General features: G+C 71.1%; 13 protein-coding genes. 8 read left to right on the forward strand and 5 right to left on the reverse strand.

Going from position 1 to position 18,671, the window contains the following annotated elements; all coding sequences use genetic code 11:
* Nucleotides 1-216: 216 nt before the first annotated feature.
* Nucleotides 217-1,281: an HD-GYP domain-containing protein gene (locus M2437_RS10000; RefSeq protein WP_253389611.1), complete on the reverse strand. Its 1,065-nt coding sequence runs from the start codon at nt 1,279-1,281 to the stop codon at nt 217-219.
* 176 nt (nt 1,282-1,457) lie between these two features.
* On the opposite strand from M2437_RS10000, the gene M2437_RS10005 reads away from it, so the two are divergent.
* The 6 genes from M2437_RS10005 (at nt 1,458) to M2437_RS10030 (ending at nt 7,529) form a co-directional block, all read left to right on the forward strand.
* Entirely contained in the window at nt 1,458-1,874 is a 417-nt protein-coding gene (locus M2437_RS10005; RefSeq protein ID WP_253387286.1) for an HIT domain-containing protein, read from the forward strand.
* A gap of 10 nt (nt 1,875-1,884) precedes the next feature.
* Nucleotides 1,885-2,844, forward strand: coding sequence for an NAD(+) diphosphatase (gene nudC / locus M2437_RS10010; RefSeq protein ID WP_253387287.1), 960 nt, complete (start codon nt 1,885-1,887; stop codon nt 2,842-2,844).
* 171 nt (nt 2,845-3,015) lie between these two features.
* Nucleotides 3,016-3,858 carry a tryptophan synthase subunit alpha gene (trpA, locus tag M2437_RS10015; RefSeq protein WP_253387288.1) on the forward strand — a complete coding sequence of 281 codons (843 nt, stop codon included), beginning with the start codon at nt 3,016-3,018 and terminating at the stop codon, nt 3,856-3,858.
* Nucleotides 3,859-3,968: 110 nt separating this feature from the next.
* Nucleotides 3,969-4,892, forward strand: a complete 924-nt coding sequence (accD, locus tag M2437_RS10020; protein ID WP_003603557.1) for an acetyl-CoA carboxylase, carboxyltransferase subunit beta — start codon at nt 3,969-3,971, stop codon at nt 4,890-4,892.
* 32 nt (nt 4,893-4,924) lie between these two features.
* The gene (locus tag M2437_RS10025) at nt 4,925-6,250 is read left to right on the forward strand and encodes a bifunctional folylpolyglutamate synthase/dihydrofolate synthase (RefSeq protein ID WP_056117419.1); all 1,326 of its coding nucleotides are present in this window, start codon (nt 4,925-4,927) and stop codon (nt 6,248-6,250) included.
* A 388-nt stretch (nt 6,251-6,638) separates the two neighbouring features.
* Nucleotides 6,639-7,529 carry an outer membrane protein gene (locus tag M2437_RS10030; protein ID WP_003603559.1) on the forward strand — a complete coding sequence of 297 codons (891 nt, stop codon included), beginning with the start codon at nt 6,639-6,641 and terminating at the stop codon, nt 7,527-7,529.
* A 156-nt stretch (nt 7,530-7,685) separates the two neighbouring features.
* Here the strand turns inward: M2437_RS10030 and trxA are convergent, their stop codons facing one another.
* Nucleotides 7,686-8,006, reverse strand: coding sequence for a thioredoxin (gene trxA / locus M2437_RS10035; protein ID WP_003603560.1), 321 nt, complete (start codon nt 8,004-8,006; stop codon nt 7,686-7,688).
* Between the two features lie 351 nt (nt 8,007-8,357).
* On the opposite strand from trxA, the gene M2437_RS10040 reads away from it, so the two are divergent.
* Entirely contained in the window at nt 8,358-9,644 is a 1,287-nt protein-coding gene (locus M2437_RS10040; RefSeq protein ID WP_003603561.1) for a PQQ-dependent sugar dehydrogenase, read from the forward strand.
* Nucleotides 9,645-9,739: 95 nt separating this feature from the next.
* On the opposite strand, the gene addA is transcribed toward M2437_RS10040, so the two are convergent.
* Nucleotides 9,740-13,183, reverse strand: coding sequence for a double-strand break repair helicase AddA (gene addA / locus M2437_RS10045; protein ID WP_253387289.1), 3,444 nt, complete (start codon nt 13,181-13,183; stop codon nt 9,740-9,742).
* On the reverse strand, nt 13,180-16,323 hold the full coding sequence (gene addB / locus M2437_RS10050; protein WP_253387290.1) for a double-strand break repair protein AddB: 3,144 nt from the start codon (nt 16,321-16,323) through the stop codon (nt 13,180-13,182). The genes addA and addB overlap by 4 nt, the downstream gene beginning before the upstream one ends.
* A gap of 225 nt (nt 16,324-16,548) precedes the next feature.
* Here addB and M2437_RS10055 point away from each other — a divergent pair, with 225 nt between their 5' ends.
* Complete coding sequence (locus tag M2437_RS10055) at nt 16,549-17,985, forward strand: phospholipase D-like domain-containing protein (RefSeq protein ID WP_015824525.1); 1,437 nt, start codon at nt 16,549-16,551, stop codon at nt 17,983-17,985.
* Here M2437_RS10055 and M2437_RS10060 read toward each other — a convergent pair.
* A complete protein-coding gene (locus M2437_RS10060) occupies nt 17,876-18,655 on the reverse strand; it encodes an endonuclease/exonuclease/phosphatase family protein (protein WP_253387291.1) in 780 nt (259 codons plus the stop codon). The genes M2437_RS10055 and M2437_RS10060 overlap by 110 nt on opposite strands.
* Between the last annotated feature and the right edge of the window lie 16 nt (nt 18,656-18,671).

Here is an 18,671-nt window from a genome sequence, read left to right on the forward strand (position 1 = left end):
GCAGCGGCGTTGCACGGTGCGGATTACGCGGGCGAACCTGCAGCGATGCCTCGGCCTTTTCGAGAGGATCGCCTCTCGTTGACGGTTCGCAACGATATCCCGCCCTGTGCCTGCACCGGAGCCGGTCGTCGCCGATACCAGTCCCGGTCGCTCCAGGGGCGGGCGCTTCTCGACGGCATCGCCGCGCACAACGACGGCGGATCGGCCGAGCGCGTCCTACGCCGCCCGCTCCTCCACCAGGGCGACGATGTCGTCCCAGCGCGAGAGGAAGGCAGTGACGCAGTCCGGATCGAAATGCCGGCCCGCCTCCGCCTCGACATGGGCGCGCGCCCGTTCCAGGGACCAGGCGGGCTTGTAGCTGCGCACGGAGATCAGCGCGTCGAACACGTCGGCCACCGCGACGATCCGGCCGGAGCGGGGAATCTCCTCGCCCTTCAGACCGCGAGGATAGCCGCTGCCGTCCCAGCGCTCATGGTGGGTCAGCGCGATCTCGGCGGCGATCTGGAGCAGGCGCGAGGGGCTGTCATGCAGCATGTGGTAGCCGCGCAGGGCGTGCTGGCGCATCTCCTCCCACTCGTCGGGGGTGAGGGGGCCGGCCTTCATCAGGATGTGGTCGGGGACCGCGATCTTGCCGATGTCGTGCATGGTCGAGGCCAGAGCCACGTCGTCGGCCTCCGCCGACGACAGGCCGAGTCCCTCGGCCACCGCGATGACGCAGCCGGCCACGCGGGTGAGATGGTCGCCGGCCCGGTCGTCGCGGAACTCGGCGGCCAGCATCAGGCGGCGGATCAGTTCGCGCTCGCGCGCCGAGGCGTCGGCCACCGCCCGCGCCGCGTCGCGCCGCATGGCGCGCGCCCGATCGTCGCTCTCCCGGCGCGCCAGGGCGAGTTCGATCAGGACGCCGACCCGGTCCTGAAATTCCAGGGCGTCGAAGGGCTTGGGCAGCGTGTCGGTGGCGCCGGCCTCGCGGCCGATCCGGCGCAAGGTGCGGGCATCGCCGCCGGCCACGAGCAGGACCGGCGTACGGACGAGGCTCTCCTGCTCCCGCAGGGCGCGGATCAGGGCCGGGGCGTCGAAGCGCTCGGGCTCGGCCTCCAGCACGATCACCTCAGGGGCTTCGGCGATCAGGTCGTCGATGACATGGCCCGAGATCGCGAGGATGCGGGCGCTGCAGGGCTGCCCGCGCAAAGCGAGGACGAGGGGAGCCGGGGTCCGCGCCGCCACGATGGCGACCACCGCGTCCCGGCCTCGCTCACCGCTTCCTTGCGCGCCGCCCGTCATCGCGTCATCCACGGCGATCCCGGCGCGGCCCGCCGCCCGCCGACTCCCGATCACCGCCCCCTGCGTGCCAGAATATGGTTAACCGAAATTTGACACGGCGTGACCGACCTTCGCGCGGCCGAGCCGATCGCGGAAACCGGGCCCCACTTTTCGGGCCAGCGCGCTAGATTCCCGGCATGACCGACGCCTTCCCCCTCGATCCGCGGCTCGTCGCCGACACCCATGCCGTGGGCGATCTCGCCCTCTGCTCCGTCCTGCTGATGGACGATGCACGCTTCCCGTGGCTGATTCTGGTGCCGCGGCGGCCGGGCTTGAGCGAACTCACCGACCTCACGCCGGAGGATGCGAGCCTCGCCTTCGAGGAAACGCGGATCGCGGTCAGGGTCATGCAGGCGCTCGCCCAGCCGGACAAGGTCAACGTCGCCAGCCTCGGCAACGTGGTGGCGCAGCTTCACATCCACGTCGTGGCCCGGTTCCGCTCGGATCCGGCCTGGCCGGGGCCGGTCTGGGGCGTCGGCGAGCGCAAGCCCTATCCGCCGCATGCCCGCGCCGCCCTGCTCGAACGGGCCGCCGCCCTGTTCATGGCCGCGTGAGGCGCCCCGGATGACAGGCTCGCCCACCACGCCCGGCCGGGATGCGCTCGCCTATGCCGCGAGCCGCCTCGTACGGCACTCCGCCGAATTCGGCCCGGCCCCCGCCCTGACGGATGCCGGAGCGGATGCCCGCCTCGTGCTGATGGCGGGCGAGACAGTGATCCTGCGCGCCGCCCCGGCGGAGACCGGCACGGCCCTGCTTACGCCGAACGAGGCCGGCCGGGCCGGCGAACGCGCCGTCGAAATCTACCTCGGACGGGTCGAGGGGCGGCCGGTCTTCGCCGGCGCCGTCCCGGGGGAGGCGGCCCTCCTCTTCCCCGAGCCCGGCCACCGCGCCCTCGACCTGCGGGCGCTCGCGACCGAGGGCGCGGTGGCCCGCGAGGAGCAGGGACTCATCGCCACCGCCAAATCGGTGTTGGCCTGGCATGCCCGGCACCGCTTCTGCGCCAATTGCGGCAGCCCAACCACCATCGCCGCAGGCGGCTTCCGCCGGGAATGCGAGGCTTGCGGGCTGCACCATTTCCCACGCACCGATCCCGTGGCGATCATGCTCGTGCGGCGGGGCGAGACCTGCCTGCTGGGGCGTGGCCCGCATTTCAAGCCGGGGATGTATTCCTGCCTGGCCGGCTTCATCGAGCCCGGCGAGACGGTCGAGAACGCCGTGCGCCGCGAGACCCGGGAGGAGACCGGCGTCGCGGTCGGCGCCGTCGCCTATCACGCCTCGCAGCCCTGGCCGTTCCCGGCCTCGCTGATGATCGGCTGCGTGGCCGAGGCCGTCTCGGAGGACATCCGCACCGATCCCGACGAGCTGGAGGATGCGCGCTGGTTCTCGCGCCCGGACGTGGCGCGGATGATCGCCGGCAACCACCCGGAGGGCCTGACCGTGCCGCCGGCCACCGCCATCGCCCACCTGCTGCTGCGCGACTGGCTGGACGGTGTCATTGGTCCTGCGCCGGGCTCGACGGCGTAAGGCGAGCGCGCTCGCGCTTCACGGACGCGAGCGGATGGTGTAGGCGCCCCCACTTGGCCGGGAAACCGGCCGAGGAATTGGCCGGGGAAGTCGGGCCCTGCGCGGCGGCCCGGTTCCGGGGGAACCGTGCCCCGGGCCTCAAGGCCGGACCTACCGCCGGGAGCGAGAACCATGACCGCCCGCATCGATGCCGCCTTCGCCCGCTGCCGCGCGGAAGGACGTGCCGCCCTCGTCACCTATGTGATGGCGGGCGATCCCGATCCGGAGACCTCGCTCAAGGTGCTCGAAGCTCTGCCGAAGGCGGGGGCCGACATCGTCGAGTTCGGCCTGCCCTTCACCGATCCCATGGCCGACGGGCCGGCGATCCAGGCGGCGGGTCTGCGGGCGCTGAAGGCGGGCCAGGATCTGCGCGGCACCCTCGCGCTCGTCCGCCGCTTCCGCGAGGGCGACGACCAGACGCCCGTGGTTCTGATGGGCTACTACAACCCGATCCATACCTACGGCGTGCCCCACTTCCTGGAGGATGCGCAGGCGGCCGGCATCGACGGTCTGATCGTCGTCGATCTGCCGCCGGAGGAGGACGAGGAGCTCTGCCTCCCGGCGCTCGAAAAGGGGCTCGCCTTCATCCGCCTCGCGACCCCGACCACGGACGAGGCCCGCCTGCCGGCGGTTCTCGCGAACACCGCGGGCTTCGTCTACTACGTGTCGATCACCGGCGTGACCGGCACGGCGACCCCCGATTTCGGCCGGGTGTCGCAGGCGGTCAGCCGGATCACGGCGCATACGAACCTGCCCGTCGTCGTCGGCTTCGGCGTGAAGACCGGCGCGCACGCGGCTGAGATCGCCCGCGGCGCCGACGGCGTGGTGGTGGGCTCGGCCCTCGTCGATGCCCTGGCCCGCAGCCTCGAGCCCGGCGACCGGGCCGGGAGCGGCACGGTGGAGGCGGTCACCTCCCTGGTGCGCGAACTGGCGCAGGGGGTCCGCAGCGCCGCCAAGGCGCCGGCCGGGTCCTGACCGCAGCCGCTCAGCAGGGAGATCCCCTGGGATCGAGGCGGCGGCGATCCGATATCGATGTGGCATGGGAACGCGGCAAGTGAACGCGCTGGGACAGGGAGTCTGACGCCATGGTCGAGCCGATGAACTGGATCTCGGAGGTCGTACGGCCCCGGATCAAGACGCTGTTCAAGCGCGAGACGCCGGAGAACCTCTGGGTCAAGTGCCCCGACACGGGCCAGATGGTCTTCCATAAGGAAGTCGAGCAGAACCACTGGGTCATTCCCGGCTCCGAACACCATCTCAAGATGTCGGCCACGGCGCGTCTCAAGATGATGTTCGACGAGGGCACCTGGATCGACGTGCCGCTGCCCGAGGTGCCGGCCGACCCGCTCAAGTTCCGCGACGAGAAGCGCTACGTCGACCGTCTCAAGGAGGCGCGGGCCAAGACCGGGATGCCCGACGCGTTCAAGATCGGCTTCGGTCGCGTCGGCAGCCTGCCGATGACGATCGCGGCTCAGGAATTCGGCTTCATGGCCGGCTCCCTCGGCATGGCCGGCGGCGAGGCCTTCGTCCGCGGCGCCGAGACCGCGCTCGAGAAGCGCACCCCCTACGTGCTGTTCGCGGCCTCCGGCGGCGCGCGGATGCAGGAGGGGATCCTCTCGCTTATGCAGATGCCCCGCACCACGGTCGCCGTGCGCCGGCTCCGGGCCGCGCGGCTGCCCTATATCGTGGTGCTGACCAACCCGACCACCGGCGGCGTCACCGCCTCCTACGCCATGCTCGGCGACGTGCATCTGGCCGAGCCCGGCGCGCTGATCTGCTTTGCCGGCCCCCGCGTCATCGAGCAAACCATCCGCGAGAAGCTGCCCGACGGCTTCCAGCGGGCGGAGTATCTGCGCGAGCACGGCATGGTCGATCAGGTCGTCCACCGGCATCAGCTCAAGGAAACGATCAGCCGGCTCTGCGGCTTGCTGATGGACGTGCGTCGGACGCCCGAGCCCGGCACCGCCCCCGAGCCGACCACCCCCGAACCCCTGCCGAACGCGGCCTGAACTCAATCCGCGACAGAAGGTCTCCGCGCGAGATGGAATCCTCCGACGCGTTGATGGCGCGCTTCCTCGCCCTGCATCCGCGCACGATCGACCTGTCGCTCGGGCGCATCCAGCGCCTGCTGGCGGCCTTGAATCATCCCGAGCGGCGGCTGCCGCCGGTGATTCACGTCGCCGGCACCAACGGCAAGGGCTCGACCATCGCCTTCATGCGGGCAATCCTGGAGGCAGGGGGCCTGGCCGCCCACGTCTACACCTCGCCCCACCTCGTGCGCTTCCATGAGCGCATCCGCCTCGGCGGCATCGGCGGTGGTCACTACGTCGCCGAAGACCGGCTCGCCGACGCCTTCGCCCGCTGCGAGGCGGCCAACAAGGGCGATCCGATCACCGTGTTCGAGATCACCACTGCGGCCGCCCTGCTGCTGTTTTCCGAATGCCCCGCCGACGTGCTGCTGCTGGAAGTGGGCCTCGGCGGCCGGGTCGATGCCACCAACGTCATCGACCACCCGGCCTGCGCCGTGGTCACCCCGATCGGGCGCGACCATGCCGAATATCTCGGCGACACCGTCGAGGCGGTGGCGATGGAGAAGGCCGGCATCTTCAAGCGCGGCTGCCCGGCGGTGATCGCCGCCCAGGATTATGCCGGGGCCGATGCCGTCCTCTGCCGCCAGGCCGAGCGGATCGGCGCGGTGCCGGTGCGGATCGGCAACCAGGATTTCTCCGTGCACGAGGAGAGCGGGCGCTTCGTCTACCAGGACGAGATCGACCTGTTCGATCTGCCGCGCCCCCGCCTCGCCGGGCGCCACCAGCTCACCAATGCCGGCACCGCCATCGCGGCCCTGCGCGCGGCGGGCTTCGGCGACATCGGCACGGTCGCCCTCGAAGCCGGCCTGCGCAACGTCGATTGGCCGGGCCGGCTCCAGCGCCTCGTGCGCGGGGCGCTCGCCGAGCGGATGCCCAAGGACGCCGAGCTGTGGCTCGACGGCGGCCACAACGCCGATGGCGGGCGCATCCTCGCTGCCGCCATGGCCGATCTCGGCGAGCGCAGCGACGTGCCGCTGGTCCTGATCGTCGGGCTGCTCGGCACCAAGGATGCCGAAGGCTTCCTGAAGAACTTCGTCGGCCTTGCCCGCTCGCTGGTAGCGGTGCCGATCACCGGCCAGATGGCCGCGCGGCCCGCCGAGGAAGTGGCGGAAATCGCCCGTGAGGTCGGTCTCTCGGCCGAGGTCGCTCCGAGCGTCGAGGCGGCGTTGGCGGCCCTGTCGGACACGGTCTTCGAGCGCCCGCCGCGGGTCCTCATCTGCGGTTCGCTTTATCTCGCGGGCGCCGTGCTCGAAGCCAACGGCACGATCCCGGTCTGACCGCATCCGCCGGATCGAAGCGGACATGCGACGGGCGCGGCGCGAGGGGCAGAGAATCGCGCCGCAAGGCCATCGCTGGGCAAACCGCACGAGCCGGAAGCGATTCGCGCGTCACGCCGGGCGGCAAAAGACCTTCATCGACCTTCCGTCGTCCGGCCCGTGACCTGTCGAATCATCCAACCGACGCGATGGCGTCTGCGCGCCGTCCCGTCGATCGGCCCATCCTGATCGCCTGATTTACGCAAAACTGGTTTCGGCCCTCCAGCGCACCGGATGTAACCGCTCGGCGGGTCGATTGTGGCCCTCCGGGTGTGGCCTGTTCGCTACATCTCAGGCCAGGGAAATGGTCTAGCTTGTGGGCGATCGGGTTTCTGCTGGGGATCAACAAGTGAAAAAGCTTCTCACCTCTCTCGCCGCCTTCACGGCGCTGACCGCGGCGGCCTCCGCCGCCGACCTGCCGCGCCGCGCTGCTCCGCCGCCGGTCTTCACGCCCATCCCGGTGTTCACCTGGACCGGTTTCTACGCCGGTTTCAACGCTGGCTACGGCTTCGGCGTCGATGACAACGGTGCGGCTCCGGTCGTCGGCGTGAACAGCCTGACCGGCCTCGTGCGTCCCGGCCAGACCGCCGTCATCGCCTTCGGCGGCAACAGCCGCAGCGACGGCTTCGTCGGCGGTGGTCAGATCGGCTACAACTACCAGTTCACCCCGGGCTCCGGTGTCGTGATCGGTATCGAGGCCGACGCTCAGTACGTCGATTTCGGCCGTGACCGGAACCAGTTCGCGGTCGCGAACAGCAACCCGGCCTTCCCGGGCGTCGCCGCTCAGCAGGTGTTCAACCCGAACGGCCTGTCCAGCCTCGACTTCTTCGGCACCGTCCGTGGTCGCCTCGGCTACGCCTTCGACCGCGTCCTGTTCTACGGCACCGGCGGCTTCGCCTACGGCGCCGGCGGCGGCCGTCAGTTCGGCCTGCCGAACAGCTCCTCCGACGACTTCCGCACCGGCTACGCTGCTGGCGGTGGTGTCGAGTACGCTCTCCCGACCGACTCGTTCCTGAACTTCTTCCGCTCTTCGGCCGTCACGCTGAAGGTCGAAGGTCTGTACGTGAACCTCGATCGCGGCGGCGGTGCCCTCAACGGCGCCTTCGCGGTGAACAATGCCGGCGCCGTCATCGGCACGACCAGCCCGGGCGTGATCGTCGTTTCCGGCCCCTCGCGCCGCAACGACACCGAGTTCGCCGTCGTCCGCGCCGGCCTGAACTACAAGTTCGGCAGCTACTAAGCCGAACCTTCAATAACAGGGTCTCGAAACCAGGGAGCCCGGCCGCAAGGCCGGGCTTCTTGCGTTTTGGGGCCTGTCGCGAGCGAAGAAGGCATGAAAAAAGCCCGGCCTCGCGGCCGGGCTGTCTCGGGTCGTTCGGCCCGAATTCGGGTCGGGTCAGGCGCTCGCCTGGATCCAGCGGGAGAGATCGCCCTTGGGGGCGGCGCCGACCTTCTGGCTGGCGAGCTTGCCGTCCTTGAAGATCATCAGGGTCGGAATCGAGCGGATGCCGTAGGTCGAGGCGATGCCGGGGTTCTCATCGACATTGACCTTGACGATCTTCACCTTGCCCTGGAGATCGGCGGAGATCTCTTCCAGCGCCGGGCCGATCTGCCGGCAGGGGCCGCACCACTCCGCCCAAAAATCCACTACGACGGGCTCGGCGGACTGCAGAACGTCCTGCTCGAAGCTCGCATCGGTCACTTTCACGGTCGCCATCGTAGGTCCTTTCGACACGCGGGTCCCACGCGGGTGCATGGAGGGCCCCTGCGCAGAGGGCACCGAGAGCGGGTTCGGCGCCTCACGGTGAGGCGAGAATTGGCGACGCCCGACCGCCCGGTCAAGGCATCCCGCCCCGGCCGCGGGTCTGGCACGCCGAACCCACATGGATAAGCCTGCCTTCGTCCCCGCAATCCCCCCACAAGCGGCTTGCCGGCGGCCTTGTCCAGCACCTTGCCCCCGACGAACCACATGGCGAGTCCGTCTCCTCGCGCGGCCCAACCCTCGCCGTGGGCCACCTGCGCCCCATTTGGCGAGCAAGATCGGCGACCCGCACAAGGATCAATCGACGTGACGCGCACCCTTTCCCTCTTGCTCGCCACCGTTGCGGCCCTCGGCCTCGATGCCCCAGCCTTCGCTCAGCAACCGGCCGGACAGGAGTCGCGCTCGCCCCGCATCGAGGGTGAGTCCTTCCAGGCGCCGGCCGCGCCGAGTGCCGGCACATCGATCGCCGAGAAGGAAGCGCCGAACACCGAGTACAAGCCGCTTCTGCCCAACCAGACTCGTGCGCCGGAGCCCGCGCAGAAGACCGAGTTCGAGACCGCCGTCGTGGCCAAGGGCCTGGAAAGCCCCTGGGCGATGGAGTTCCTGCCCGACGGCCGCATGATCGTGACCGAGAAGGCCGGCAAGATCCGCCTGATCGCTAAGGACGGCACGGTGGGCCAGCCGGTGGCGGGCGTGCCGAAGGTCGATTCGAAGGGGCAGGGCGGTCTTCTCGACGTCGCGCTGAGCCCGAGCTTCGCCGCGGATCGCACGATCTACTTCAGCTACAGCGAGCCGCGCGACAAGGGCAACGGCACCACGGTCGCCAAGGCCAAACTAGTCGAGAGCGATGGCAAGGCCAAGCTCGACGACGTCAAGGTCATCTTCCGCCAGATGCCGACCTATGACGGCGACAAGCATTTCGGCTCGCGCCTCGTCTTCGCGCCGGACGGCAAGCTGTTCGTCACCGTGGGCGAGCGCTCCGACAAGCAGACCCGCGGGCAGGCGCAGGATCTGACGAGCGGGCTCGGCAAGGTCTTCCGCATCGACACCGACGGCAACGCCCCGAAGGACAACCCCTTCACCGGCGGCGAGAAGGCCAAGCCCGAGATCTGGTCCTACGGCCACCGCAACGTCCAGGCCGCCGCCCTGGACAACCAGGGCCGTCTCTGGACCGTGGAGCACGGGCCGCGCGGCGGCGACGAGCTGAACCGCCCGCGCCCCGGCCTCAACTACGGCTGGCCGGTGGTCACCTACGGCATCGAGTATTCCGGCGAGAAGATCGGCGATGGCCAGACCCAGGCCGGCGGCACGGTGCAGCCGGTCTATTACTGGGATCCGGTGATCGGCCCCTCGGGCATGGCGCTCTACGACAAGGACGCGTTCCCGGCCTGGAAGAACCAGTTCCTTATCGGCGGCCTCGTCAGCACCGGGATCGTTGCGCTCAAGCTCGACGGCGACAAGGTCGTCACCGAGGAGCGCATCCCGCTGGAACACCGCGTCCGCGACGTGCGGGTCGGCCCCGACGGCGCCGTCTACGCGGTGACCGAGGATGACGGCCAGATCGTCAAGCTGACGCCGAAGAAGGGCAGCTGAGGCAGACGGAACGGGTCTCGCCGAGGCTCCCCCCTCTCCCCGCTGTGCGGGGAGAGGGAATGTACCGCTCATGGTGCTCGATCATCGGGCAACGCTCATTGTCCGAGCAGAGCCCCCTCCACCCGCCGCACCACCGGCCCCGAGGTCCAGACCAGCAGCGCCACGATCGCGTGTTCGGGCCAGATCGCGGCGGCGAGCCGCGCGTAGAGGCTAACCTGAGCCGCCTCGCGCTCCGGCAGCGGCGCGTCGTCCGCGGGCGGGCGGCCGGTCTTGAAGTCGCAGAGGAGCACCCGGCCGTCCTCGACGACGAGCCGGTCGATCCGGCCGGTGACGTCGCGCTCGATCCCCTCGACGAGGATCCGGCCCGAGAGCGCCACCTCGGCCCGGGCCTGGTCCGAGAACAGCGGCGCGAGATCCGGCGCCTCGATCAGCCGCAGAACCGCGCGGACGAGATCCTTGCGCTTGGCCTCCTCCAGAGTGGGCGCGCGGGCACGGGCGAAGCGCTCGGCGGCTTCGGCCCGCCGGGCCGGCTCGATCCGCGGCAGGTGTTCGAGAAGCGAGTGGACCAGGGCGCCGCGGCGGCGGGCCTCGGCATCACCGAGGCGCCGACGGGGCTGGCGCTGCCCGTCCGCCGCGCCGAGCGCGCCCGAGGGGCTCAGCGGCGGCGCGGCCTCAGCCTCCGGCGCGGCAGCCGAGAACAGCCAGTCCGGCACCGTCTCGGGTTCCGGCGGGGCCGTGTCCGCCGCGGCGGCGGCGAGCGAGGCGGCCGAACCGTCGCGCCAGATCGTGATCGGCCCGTGCTCGGTCTCGACCGCTTCGCCGTCCCCCAACCCCCGCTCCAGGCCGATGCGGACCATCTCGCACCACGAGGCCGGCGTCTCCCGGGTCGCGCCGCGATAGGGCGCGATGACGAGGTGGTCGGCGGCCCGGGTCATGGCGACGTAGAGCAGGCGGTTATGCTCTTCCCGCGCCCGCGCCTGGAGGGCGGAGCGGGCGGCCAGCGTCGCCGCGCAATCCTGCGTGCGCCCGCCGGTCCAGACCGGCGGCAGCGGCCCGTCGGCGGAGGAGTCGAGGCCGAGCAGCGGCGGGTCATTGCGGCCGAGCGGCTCGCAGCCGTCGATGACGACGACGACCGGCGCCTCCAGGCCCTTGGCGCCGTGAACCGTCATCACCCGCACCTCGTTGCGGCCCGATTCCAGATCGCGCTTGACCGAGAGGCCGCTTCGGCCGCGGCCGGGCCGGACGATGTAATCGGCGAGGAAGGCGTCGAGGCAGGGAGCGTCGCCCCCGTTCTCGGCGTCGGCAGCCTGGGCCAGGAACACGTCGATGGCATCGCCCGCCTCGCCGCCGAGCCGTGCCACCAGCCGGCTGCGCCCGCCATGGGGGCCGAGCAGGGCGGCGTAGAAGCCGAACGGGCCGTTCTCCGCCGCGAGCTGGATCCAGAGCCGCAGGGCCGTAAGGCCGCGGATCGCCGCCCCGTCGCCGGCCTCCGCGTGGCGGGTCAGTGCGTCTTCCAGCGTCTCGGCGAAGGGGCGGCGGGCGCAGATGCGGGTGAGGTCGTCGTCGGTGAGGCCGACGAGCGGGGTTTTGAGGGCGGTGGCGAGCGTCAGGTCATCGGCGGGCAGCAGGCCGGCGCGGCCGACCGCGACGAGATCGAGCACGGCGATGTGGCCCGCGACCTCCAGCCGGTCCTGGCCCGCCACCGGCACGCCGAGCCCCTTCATCGCCCGGATCACCTCCTCGAACGCGGCCGAGCGCTTGCGCACGAGGATCAGCACGTCGCCGGGCCGCCAGATCCGGCCGCAGGCATCGCCCTTCGTCGTCCAGGTCTTCACCGCCCGGGCGATACGGCGGGCGACGACGATGGCCGGCGCGTTGGGCTCGGGCGCATCGACCGGGGCGGCCCAGGCATCGGGCTCCTCGGCTTCGGCGGGCTCCTCGATCCCCCACAGTTCGACCGCGCCGGGCACGCCGGCGCGGGCGGAGGCGTGGACGGTGCCCGGCGCGCCCGCATCGAAGGAGAGGCCGGCGAAATGATCCGGCACGCCGAACACGGCATCGACCGCGGCGAGCACATGGCTCGCGGTGCGGAACGAGAGCCGCAGGCTGACATCGGCGAAATCGTGCCCGGCGCCCTCCGCCGCCCGGCCCCAGGCGCGGCGGGTCAGCTCGAATTCCCGCGGGTCGGCGCCCTGGAAGCTGTAGATCGACTGCTTCGGATCGCCCACGGCGAAGCGGGTGCGGGTGAGGCCGCGCGCGCCTTCGCCCGCCGCGAACTCGGCGGTGAGCGTGCGCAGGATCTCCCATTGCTGCGGGTTGGTGTCCTGCGCCTCGTCAACGAGGACGTGATCGACGCCGCGGTCGAGCTTGTACAGGACCCAGGAGGCGCCGACCCGCGAGAGCAGGTCGAGGGTCTTGTGAATCAGGTCGTCGAAATCGAGGGCGCCGAGACGCGTCTTCTGCGCCTCGACCCGGCGGTGGATCTCGGCGGCGAGCCGAAACAATCCCAGCGTCCGGGCGAGCGCGCGGGCGGCCCGTAGCGCGTCGAAGAGCGGGATCAGCCGGGCCTGCTCATCGAGCAGCGCCTGCTTGACGTCCTCCGGCACCGCCTTGGTGCCGAAGGATTTGGCCGCCCGCGGCTCGTCCTTGTCGGTGAAGAAGACCGAGCGGTAGGGCGCCAGCGCCTTGCCCGCGCCGAGGGCGGCATGCGCCTCCATGAGCCCGTCGGCGAGTTTCTCGTCCGTCGCCTTGCCGGTGCGCAGCCGGCCCGCGATCTCGCGCCAGTCACCGAGGCTACTGCCCTCTAGGATCTCCGCCTCGATGGTCTCGATGCTGGCGCCGTCCGGCAACGCCAGGGCGCGCGGCAGGCGGGCGAGCGCCGGCTCCAGGGCGCGGTGGTCGGAGAACAGGGCCCGCGTCCGCATGGCCGAGCGGATCGCGTCGCGCAGGGTGTCGCCAGAGGCCTCCGCGCCGACCACGGCGAGCGCATCGGAGAGCGCTTGGTTGCCGCCGAGGATCGCGTCGGCGAGCACGTTGTCGGTTTCGATCTCGAACGCCTCGCGCGACTGGTTGTCGTCGAGCACGACGAAGCGGGCCGGCACGTTGGCCTCGAACGGGAACATGTGCAGCAGCCGCTCGCACAAAGCGTGCAGCGTCTCGATCTTGAGGCCGCCCGGCGTCTCGACGGCGCGGGCGAACAGGCGGCGGGCCAGCCGCAGGGTGTCGCGGGCGGGTCGCTCGCCGGTGAGTTCGGTGAGTTCGGCGGTCAGCGCCGCATCGTCCAGCGTCACCCAGCGGCCGAGGCGCTGGAACACGCGGATCGACATGTTGGCAGCCGCCGCCTTGGTGAAGGTGAGGCAGAGGATGCGGCCGGGCGGCGCCCCATCGAGGAGCAGGCGCAACACCCGGTCGGTGAGCACCTTGGTCTTGCCCGCGCCGGCATTGGCCGAGACCCAGGCCGAGAGGCGCGGGTCGGCGGCCCGGCGCTGGGCCGCCTTGGTCAGGTCATCGACGGTGAAGCCGGTCAGCGGGGCGTTCACGCGGCTTCTCCTTGCCCGGCCAGCGACCATTCGAGGACGCGGGCGAGGTGATCGTACTCGTTGTAAGCGCGCTCGTATTGCGGATAGGGGCGCGAGAGGTAGGCGGCCTCGCCGGTCATGTAGCGGGCGATCAATCCGCGCAGGCGCTGCCAATGCTCCTCGACGACGGCCTCCACCGCCCGCGCATCGCCGGGCGGCGGCTTGACCGGGATCGGCCGGAACGGCTCGCGCCCACCCGAGGCGTAGACGTAGAGGAGGTCCGGCGGGGAGGCGGCCTTCAGCCCCTCGAAGGCGCCGTGCATCAGCATCGCCGCCTCCAGGGTGAGCTGGGGCGAGAAACCGGCAAAGACGGTGCGGTTGCTCGGCGGCGTGCCGGTCTTGAAATCGACGATGCAGTAGCTGCCGTCGGCGCGGGCCTCGATCCGGTCGGCACGGGCCGAGAGCGTGAAGGTTCGCTCGCCCAAGGGGATCGTCACCTTGCCCGAGCGCTCGGCGTGGATCGTGTGCAAGCCCTGGCGCTGGCTCGCTTCCCATTCGAGGAAAGCGACCGCCATGCGCTCGTAGCGGGGAAACCACTCGGCATAGAGTTCCGGGTACTGGTCCTGCAGCGGACCGAAGGCATCGAAGGCGATCGCGTAGAGCAGGGTTTCCGCGTCCGCCGGCAGCGCGCCGGGATGAGCTTGGGAGAAATCGCCGAGGACCTTGTGGATCAGGCTGCCGCGCTCAGCCGCGCCCGGCACCACGGCGATCGGCTCCAGCGCCTCCAAGCCCAGGATATGCCGGGCGTAGATCGAGTAGGGATCGCGCACCAGCGTCTCGATCTCGGTGACGCTGAGGCGCTCCGGGAACAGAGCCGGGTCGGGCTTGGGCGCGGGGCGCTTGAGGCGCGGCGGCGGCGCCTCCTGGCCACGATCGAGCCGCGCGGCGAGCCCGCGCAGGCGCTGGCCGCGGGCGATGGCGTCGGCCCAGACCGCATCACCGCCGAAGGCACGCAGGCGCTGGAGGAAGCGCGACGGCACCGTCGGCGAGCCCTCGCGCTTGGCCGCGCGGGTGACCACGGCGTCATGGGTGCCGAGCCCCTGCACGAAGTCGTGGGCCGCCTGTCCGATCCGCCGCTCGGGCGGGCTCAGGCCCACATCTCCGCGCATCGGCCGGTTGAGGAAGGCGTCGGTGGTCTGGCGCACCGGCCAGACCGTCTCGTCGAGCCCGCCCAGCACGATGCGATCGACGGAGAGCAGGCGCGCTTCGAGCGGCCCGAGGATGCGCAGGCGCGGATGCGCGCTCCGCTGCGCGCAGGCGACAGTGCGGTCGCGGGCAAGCGCGGTGAAGAAGGCGGCGTAGTCGGAGAACCGGCCCGGCAGCTCTTCCTGCTCAGCGGATTCGAGGTCGTCGAACAGGCCGTCGAGCGTGTCGAGGGAGGGATCGTCGGTCTCGTCCGCGTCACCCTCTTCGGCCCCGCCCATCATCCGCTCGCAGGCCTCGCGGTGCCCGGCGGCGAGCGCCACGAGGTTGCCGATCTCGGGCTGCAGGTCGGTGCGGAACGCATCGAGCGCGATCTCCAGCCGGTCCAGGATGTCTTCGGCGAGATCCCAATCGACCGGCTTTAGGCGCTTCTTGGCGCGCGGCACCCGCTCGGTGGCGTTCCGTTGCAGCGCCACCGCGGCGCGCATTCCGTCGAAGCTGTTCTTCGGGATCGGGGCGGGGCCGCGCAGGCCGCCGATCTCGAGGGCCGCGGCCGCGCGCACGACCTCGCGGCGGGTGAGCCCCAGCCGCACGAAGGGGTGGGCGAGAAGCGCGATGACGCGGGCCGGCGCCACCTCGGCGGCGAGTTCGGCGACGAGCCGGGCGAAGCGCCCGGCCTGCGAGCGCGCCAGGCTCAAGCCCGCCGAATCTTCGGCCGCGATGCCCCAGCGGGCGAGTTCGGCCGAGACGCGTAGCGCCAGTCCGCGGTCGGGCGTGACGAGGGCCGCGGTCGCGCCGGGCGTCTCCAGCGTCTCGCGCAGGGCGAGCGCGGCGACCAGCGCCTCCTCGCGCTCGTCCGCCGCCTCGACCACGGCGAGGCCCGCCATCCCCTCCCGCGCGAGGGTCATCCGCTCGGCCGCGTCGAGGCCGGCCCAGGCATCGGTGGTCTCGGCCGGGCGCAGGGCCTGCGACAGCAGCTTTTCCCGCGCCACTGCCTCGGGTGAGAGATCCCCCAGCGTCTCGACATCCCGGCGCTCGACGGCAAAGCCCCTCGGTCCGGTCAGCGCCCGAAGGATCGCCTGCGGATGGCCGTGGGCGATCTCGTCGTGCTTGCCGCCGGCGCCGTCGATCGCCTCCCAGCCCTCCGCGTCGAGGTGCAGGTCGAGCCCCGGCAGCACCACCGCGCCGCGGGGCAGGCGGGCCACTGCCGCGATTAGCCGAGCGGTGGCCGGCACCGAGCCGGTGGAGCCGGCCACGATCACCGGATCGCCCGGCCGCTCGCGGAACAGCCGGTCGGCCTCCGCGAGCACGAGGCGGCGGGCGCGGGCGGTGGGGTCGGCGAGCGAACGGGCGGCGAGGATGTCGGGCCAGTGCTCGGCGGCGATCTTCAGGAAATCGAGGGTGAGGCGGAAATAGCGCGAATGCTCGGCCTCCACCGCCGCGGCGATCTCGCTCCAGGGCAGGCCCTCGACGGTGAGCGCATCCATCAGCCCTTCGAGGTCGGCGGCGAGCGCCACCGCGTCGGCAGGGGAGGACGGAACGAGGAAGGGCACCTCGTCGTCGATGGGCAGGAGTTCGCGGTCCACCGTCTCCGCCCATTTCTGGACGAGCCGGGCCAGGATCAGCCGGCGCTCCAGCGCGGGGATCGAGGGGTAGAGCAGGTCCTCCGGCGTCTCCAGCAGCGTGTTGGACGAGAGGTCGAGCTCCGCCTCGTCGGCCTCGCCTAGCGGGATCATCCGCGGCAGCAGGGCCGCTCCGCCGAGGCGTTGCGCCAGCACGGTCGAGAGCGCGCGCACCGCGCGCTGCGTCGGCAGGTAGAGCGTCACCGAGGCGAGCGCGAAGGGATCGCCGCCGACCGCGCCGACGAGGCGGCCCGACACGAGCGCGTCCGCCAGCGTCGGCAGGAACGGCGCACCGGGGGGAATCGTGAAGACGCGGGGGGCGGCGCTGGCGGACATGCTCGACGGTTTGAACCTGACGCTCTGCGGTCGTGACCGACCACTTGAGGGCAAGATGGTGAAGGCTTTCGAAAAGAGGCAGGGGCCGGCCCCGGCCGCTCCGCCCGCCGTTCGACCTTTGTTCTAGCATGCAACGGCGATTTGTGGAGGGCTGCCTGTTCGTCACACCAGGCTTGGCTTATCTCCTCCGCCGTTCCCGGACAGGGCAGCGCAGCAGGCGGACCGGTGGAAGAAGTCCTCACTCGATGGCTCGGCACGACGGCCTCGCTCCGCACCGAGATCGTCGCGGCCATCGGCCTGGTGCTCACATTCGGCGTCAGCGTCCACGTGCTGCTGCGCAAGCGGGTGGTGGGCGCGGCGATCGGCTGGATCGGGCTGGCGTGGCTGGCGCCGGTCTTCGGCACGCTGCTCTACCTCACCTTCGGCATCAACCGGGTGGAGCGGCGCGCCCGCCGGCTGAAGCGGCGCCCCTCGCAGACCATCGACGAGACGCCGCAGCCCTCCGCTCACGTGCCCGAGGCCTACCACGCCCTCGACTTGGCGGTGCAGGCGGTGACCGGCCTGCCGACGGTGGCGGGCAACCGGTTCGAGCTCCTCCGCAACGGCGACGAGGCCTATCCGGCGATGCTGGCGGCGATCGGCGAGGCCCGCCGCAGCGTCGCCCTGTCGAGTTACATCTTTCGCGACGACGCCACCGGCCGGGCGTTCTGCGCGGCGTTGAAGGCGGCGCAGGATCGCGGCGCCGAGGTGCGCGTGATCCTCGACGGCATCGGCAGCGGCTATTTCTTCCCGGCCGCGTGGCGGCATCTACGCCGGCTCGGGGTGCCGGCCGGCCTGTTCATGCACTCCGTGCTGCCCTGGCGGATGCCGTTCCTGAACCTGCGCACGCACAAGAAGCTGCTGATCGTCGACGGGAGGGTCGCCTTCACCGGCGGGGTCAACATCGCCGACGGCAACCGGGTCTCGGAGAAGCCGGACTTTCCGATCCGCGACACGCATTTCCGGATCGAGGGCCCGGTGGTCGAGCACCTGACCCAGGCCTTCATCGCCGATTGGCTGTTCGTCAGCGACGAGGAGCTGGAGGGCGAGGCGTGGCTGCCGCGGCTGGCGCCGGTTGGCACGGTCACCGCCCGCGTCGTCACCTCCGGCCCGGACGCCGACATCGAGAAGATCGCGACCGTGGTGCTCCAGGCGATCGCCTGCGCGAAGGAGTCGATCCGGCTGACGACCCCTTATTTCCTGCCCAACGAACTCGTGCTGAACGCGCTGAGCCTCGCGGCGGCGCGGGGGATCGCAGTCGATATCGCCATCCCCCGCAAGAGCGACCACCGCTTCGTCGATTGGGCGACCCACGGCCATATCGATCCGCTCCTGAAGAGCGGCGTGCGGGTCTGGATCGACGAGCCACCCTTCGATCACTCGAAGGCGATGACCGTCGATGGGCAATGGTGCTTCATCGGCAGCGCGAACTGGGATTCGCGCAGCTTCCGCCTGAACTTCGAGCTCAACGTGGAGGTCTACGACGTGGCGCTGGCCCGGGCGCTCGAAGCCTTCATTGCGACGAAGTTTCAGACCCCTTTGCGCCTGGCCGACCTCGACGCCCGCTCGCTCCCCGTGCGCCTGCGCGACGCAGCCGTCCGACTGCTTCTGCCATACCTCTGAGCCGGCCGACCGAGGGGCCCCCCTCCGGCGCGGGCGAGAGGTGCACCACGATCGGGTGATGGTCGGAGAGGCCGCGGGGCAGGACCATGCGCTCATGGCAGACAAGCCCGCGCACGAGGCAGCGGTCGAGCCGCAGCGGCAGCACATCGACCATGGCATGGGTCGGCCGCCGGGGGCCGACATCGCGAAAACCCGGCAGCAGGGCCGGGCCGACGATGTTGTAGTCGCCGAGCACCGCCGCGCGCGGCGGCAGGTGGCTCTCGATCCGCCGCAACTGACGCCGGTTCAGCACCTGGCCGTGCGAGAGATGCACGTTGGCGACGCCGAACTCACCGGTATCGAGCACTTGGCAGACCCGGTCGATCAGCACCCCCGGCGGCAGGGTGACGATCTCGGGCGGGTTGGGCCACGGCGTCGGGCTCCACATCGCCGGACCGTGGATGCGGCCGGGCAATTGCGCCCAGGCATAGACCCCGCCGACGCGCTTGGTCAGCGCTGCGATCTCCTTCGTCGCCTCCTGCATCAGCAGGAAGTCCGGCCGCTCCTGCTCGATCAGCGCCACGAGGCAATCCACCGCCGCGCCGGTGCGGCGCAGCAGGTTCCAGCTCACGATTTTTTTCGTGTTCGGACCGGGCTCGGCGGTGATCGGAGGGGGACGTCTGAGGAGCATGGCAGTCCGTTTGCCC

It is taken from the genome of Methylorubrum pseudosasae (assembly GCF_029504475.1).
GTDB classification, from domain to species: Bacteria; Pseudomonadota; Alphaproteobacteria; order Rhizobiales; family Beijerinckiaceae; genus Methylobacterium; species Methylobacterium extorquens.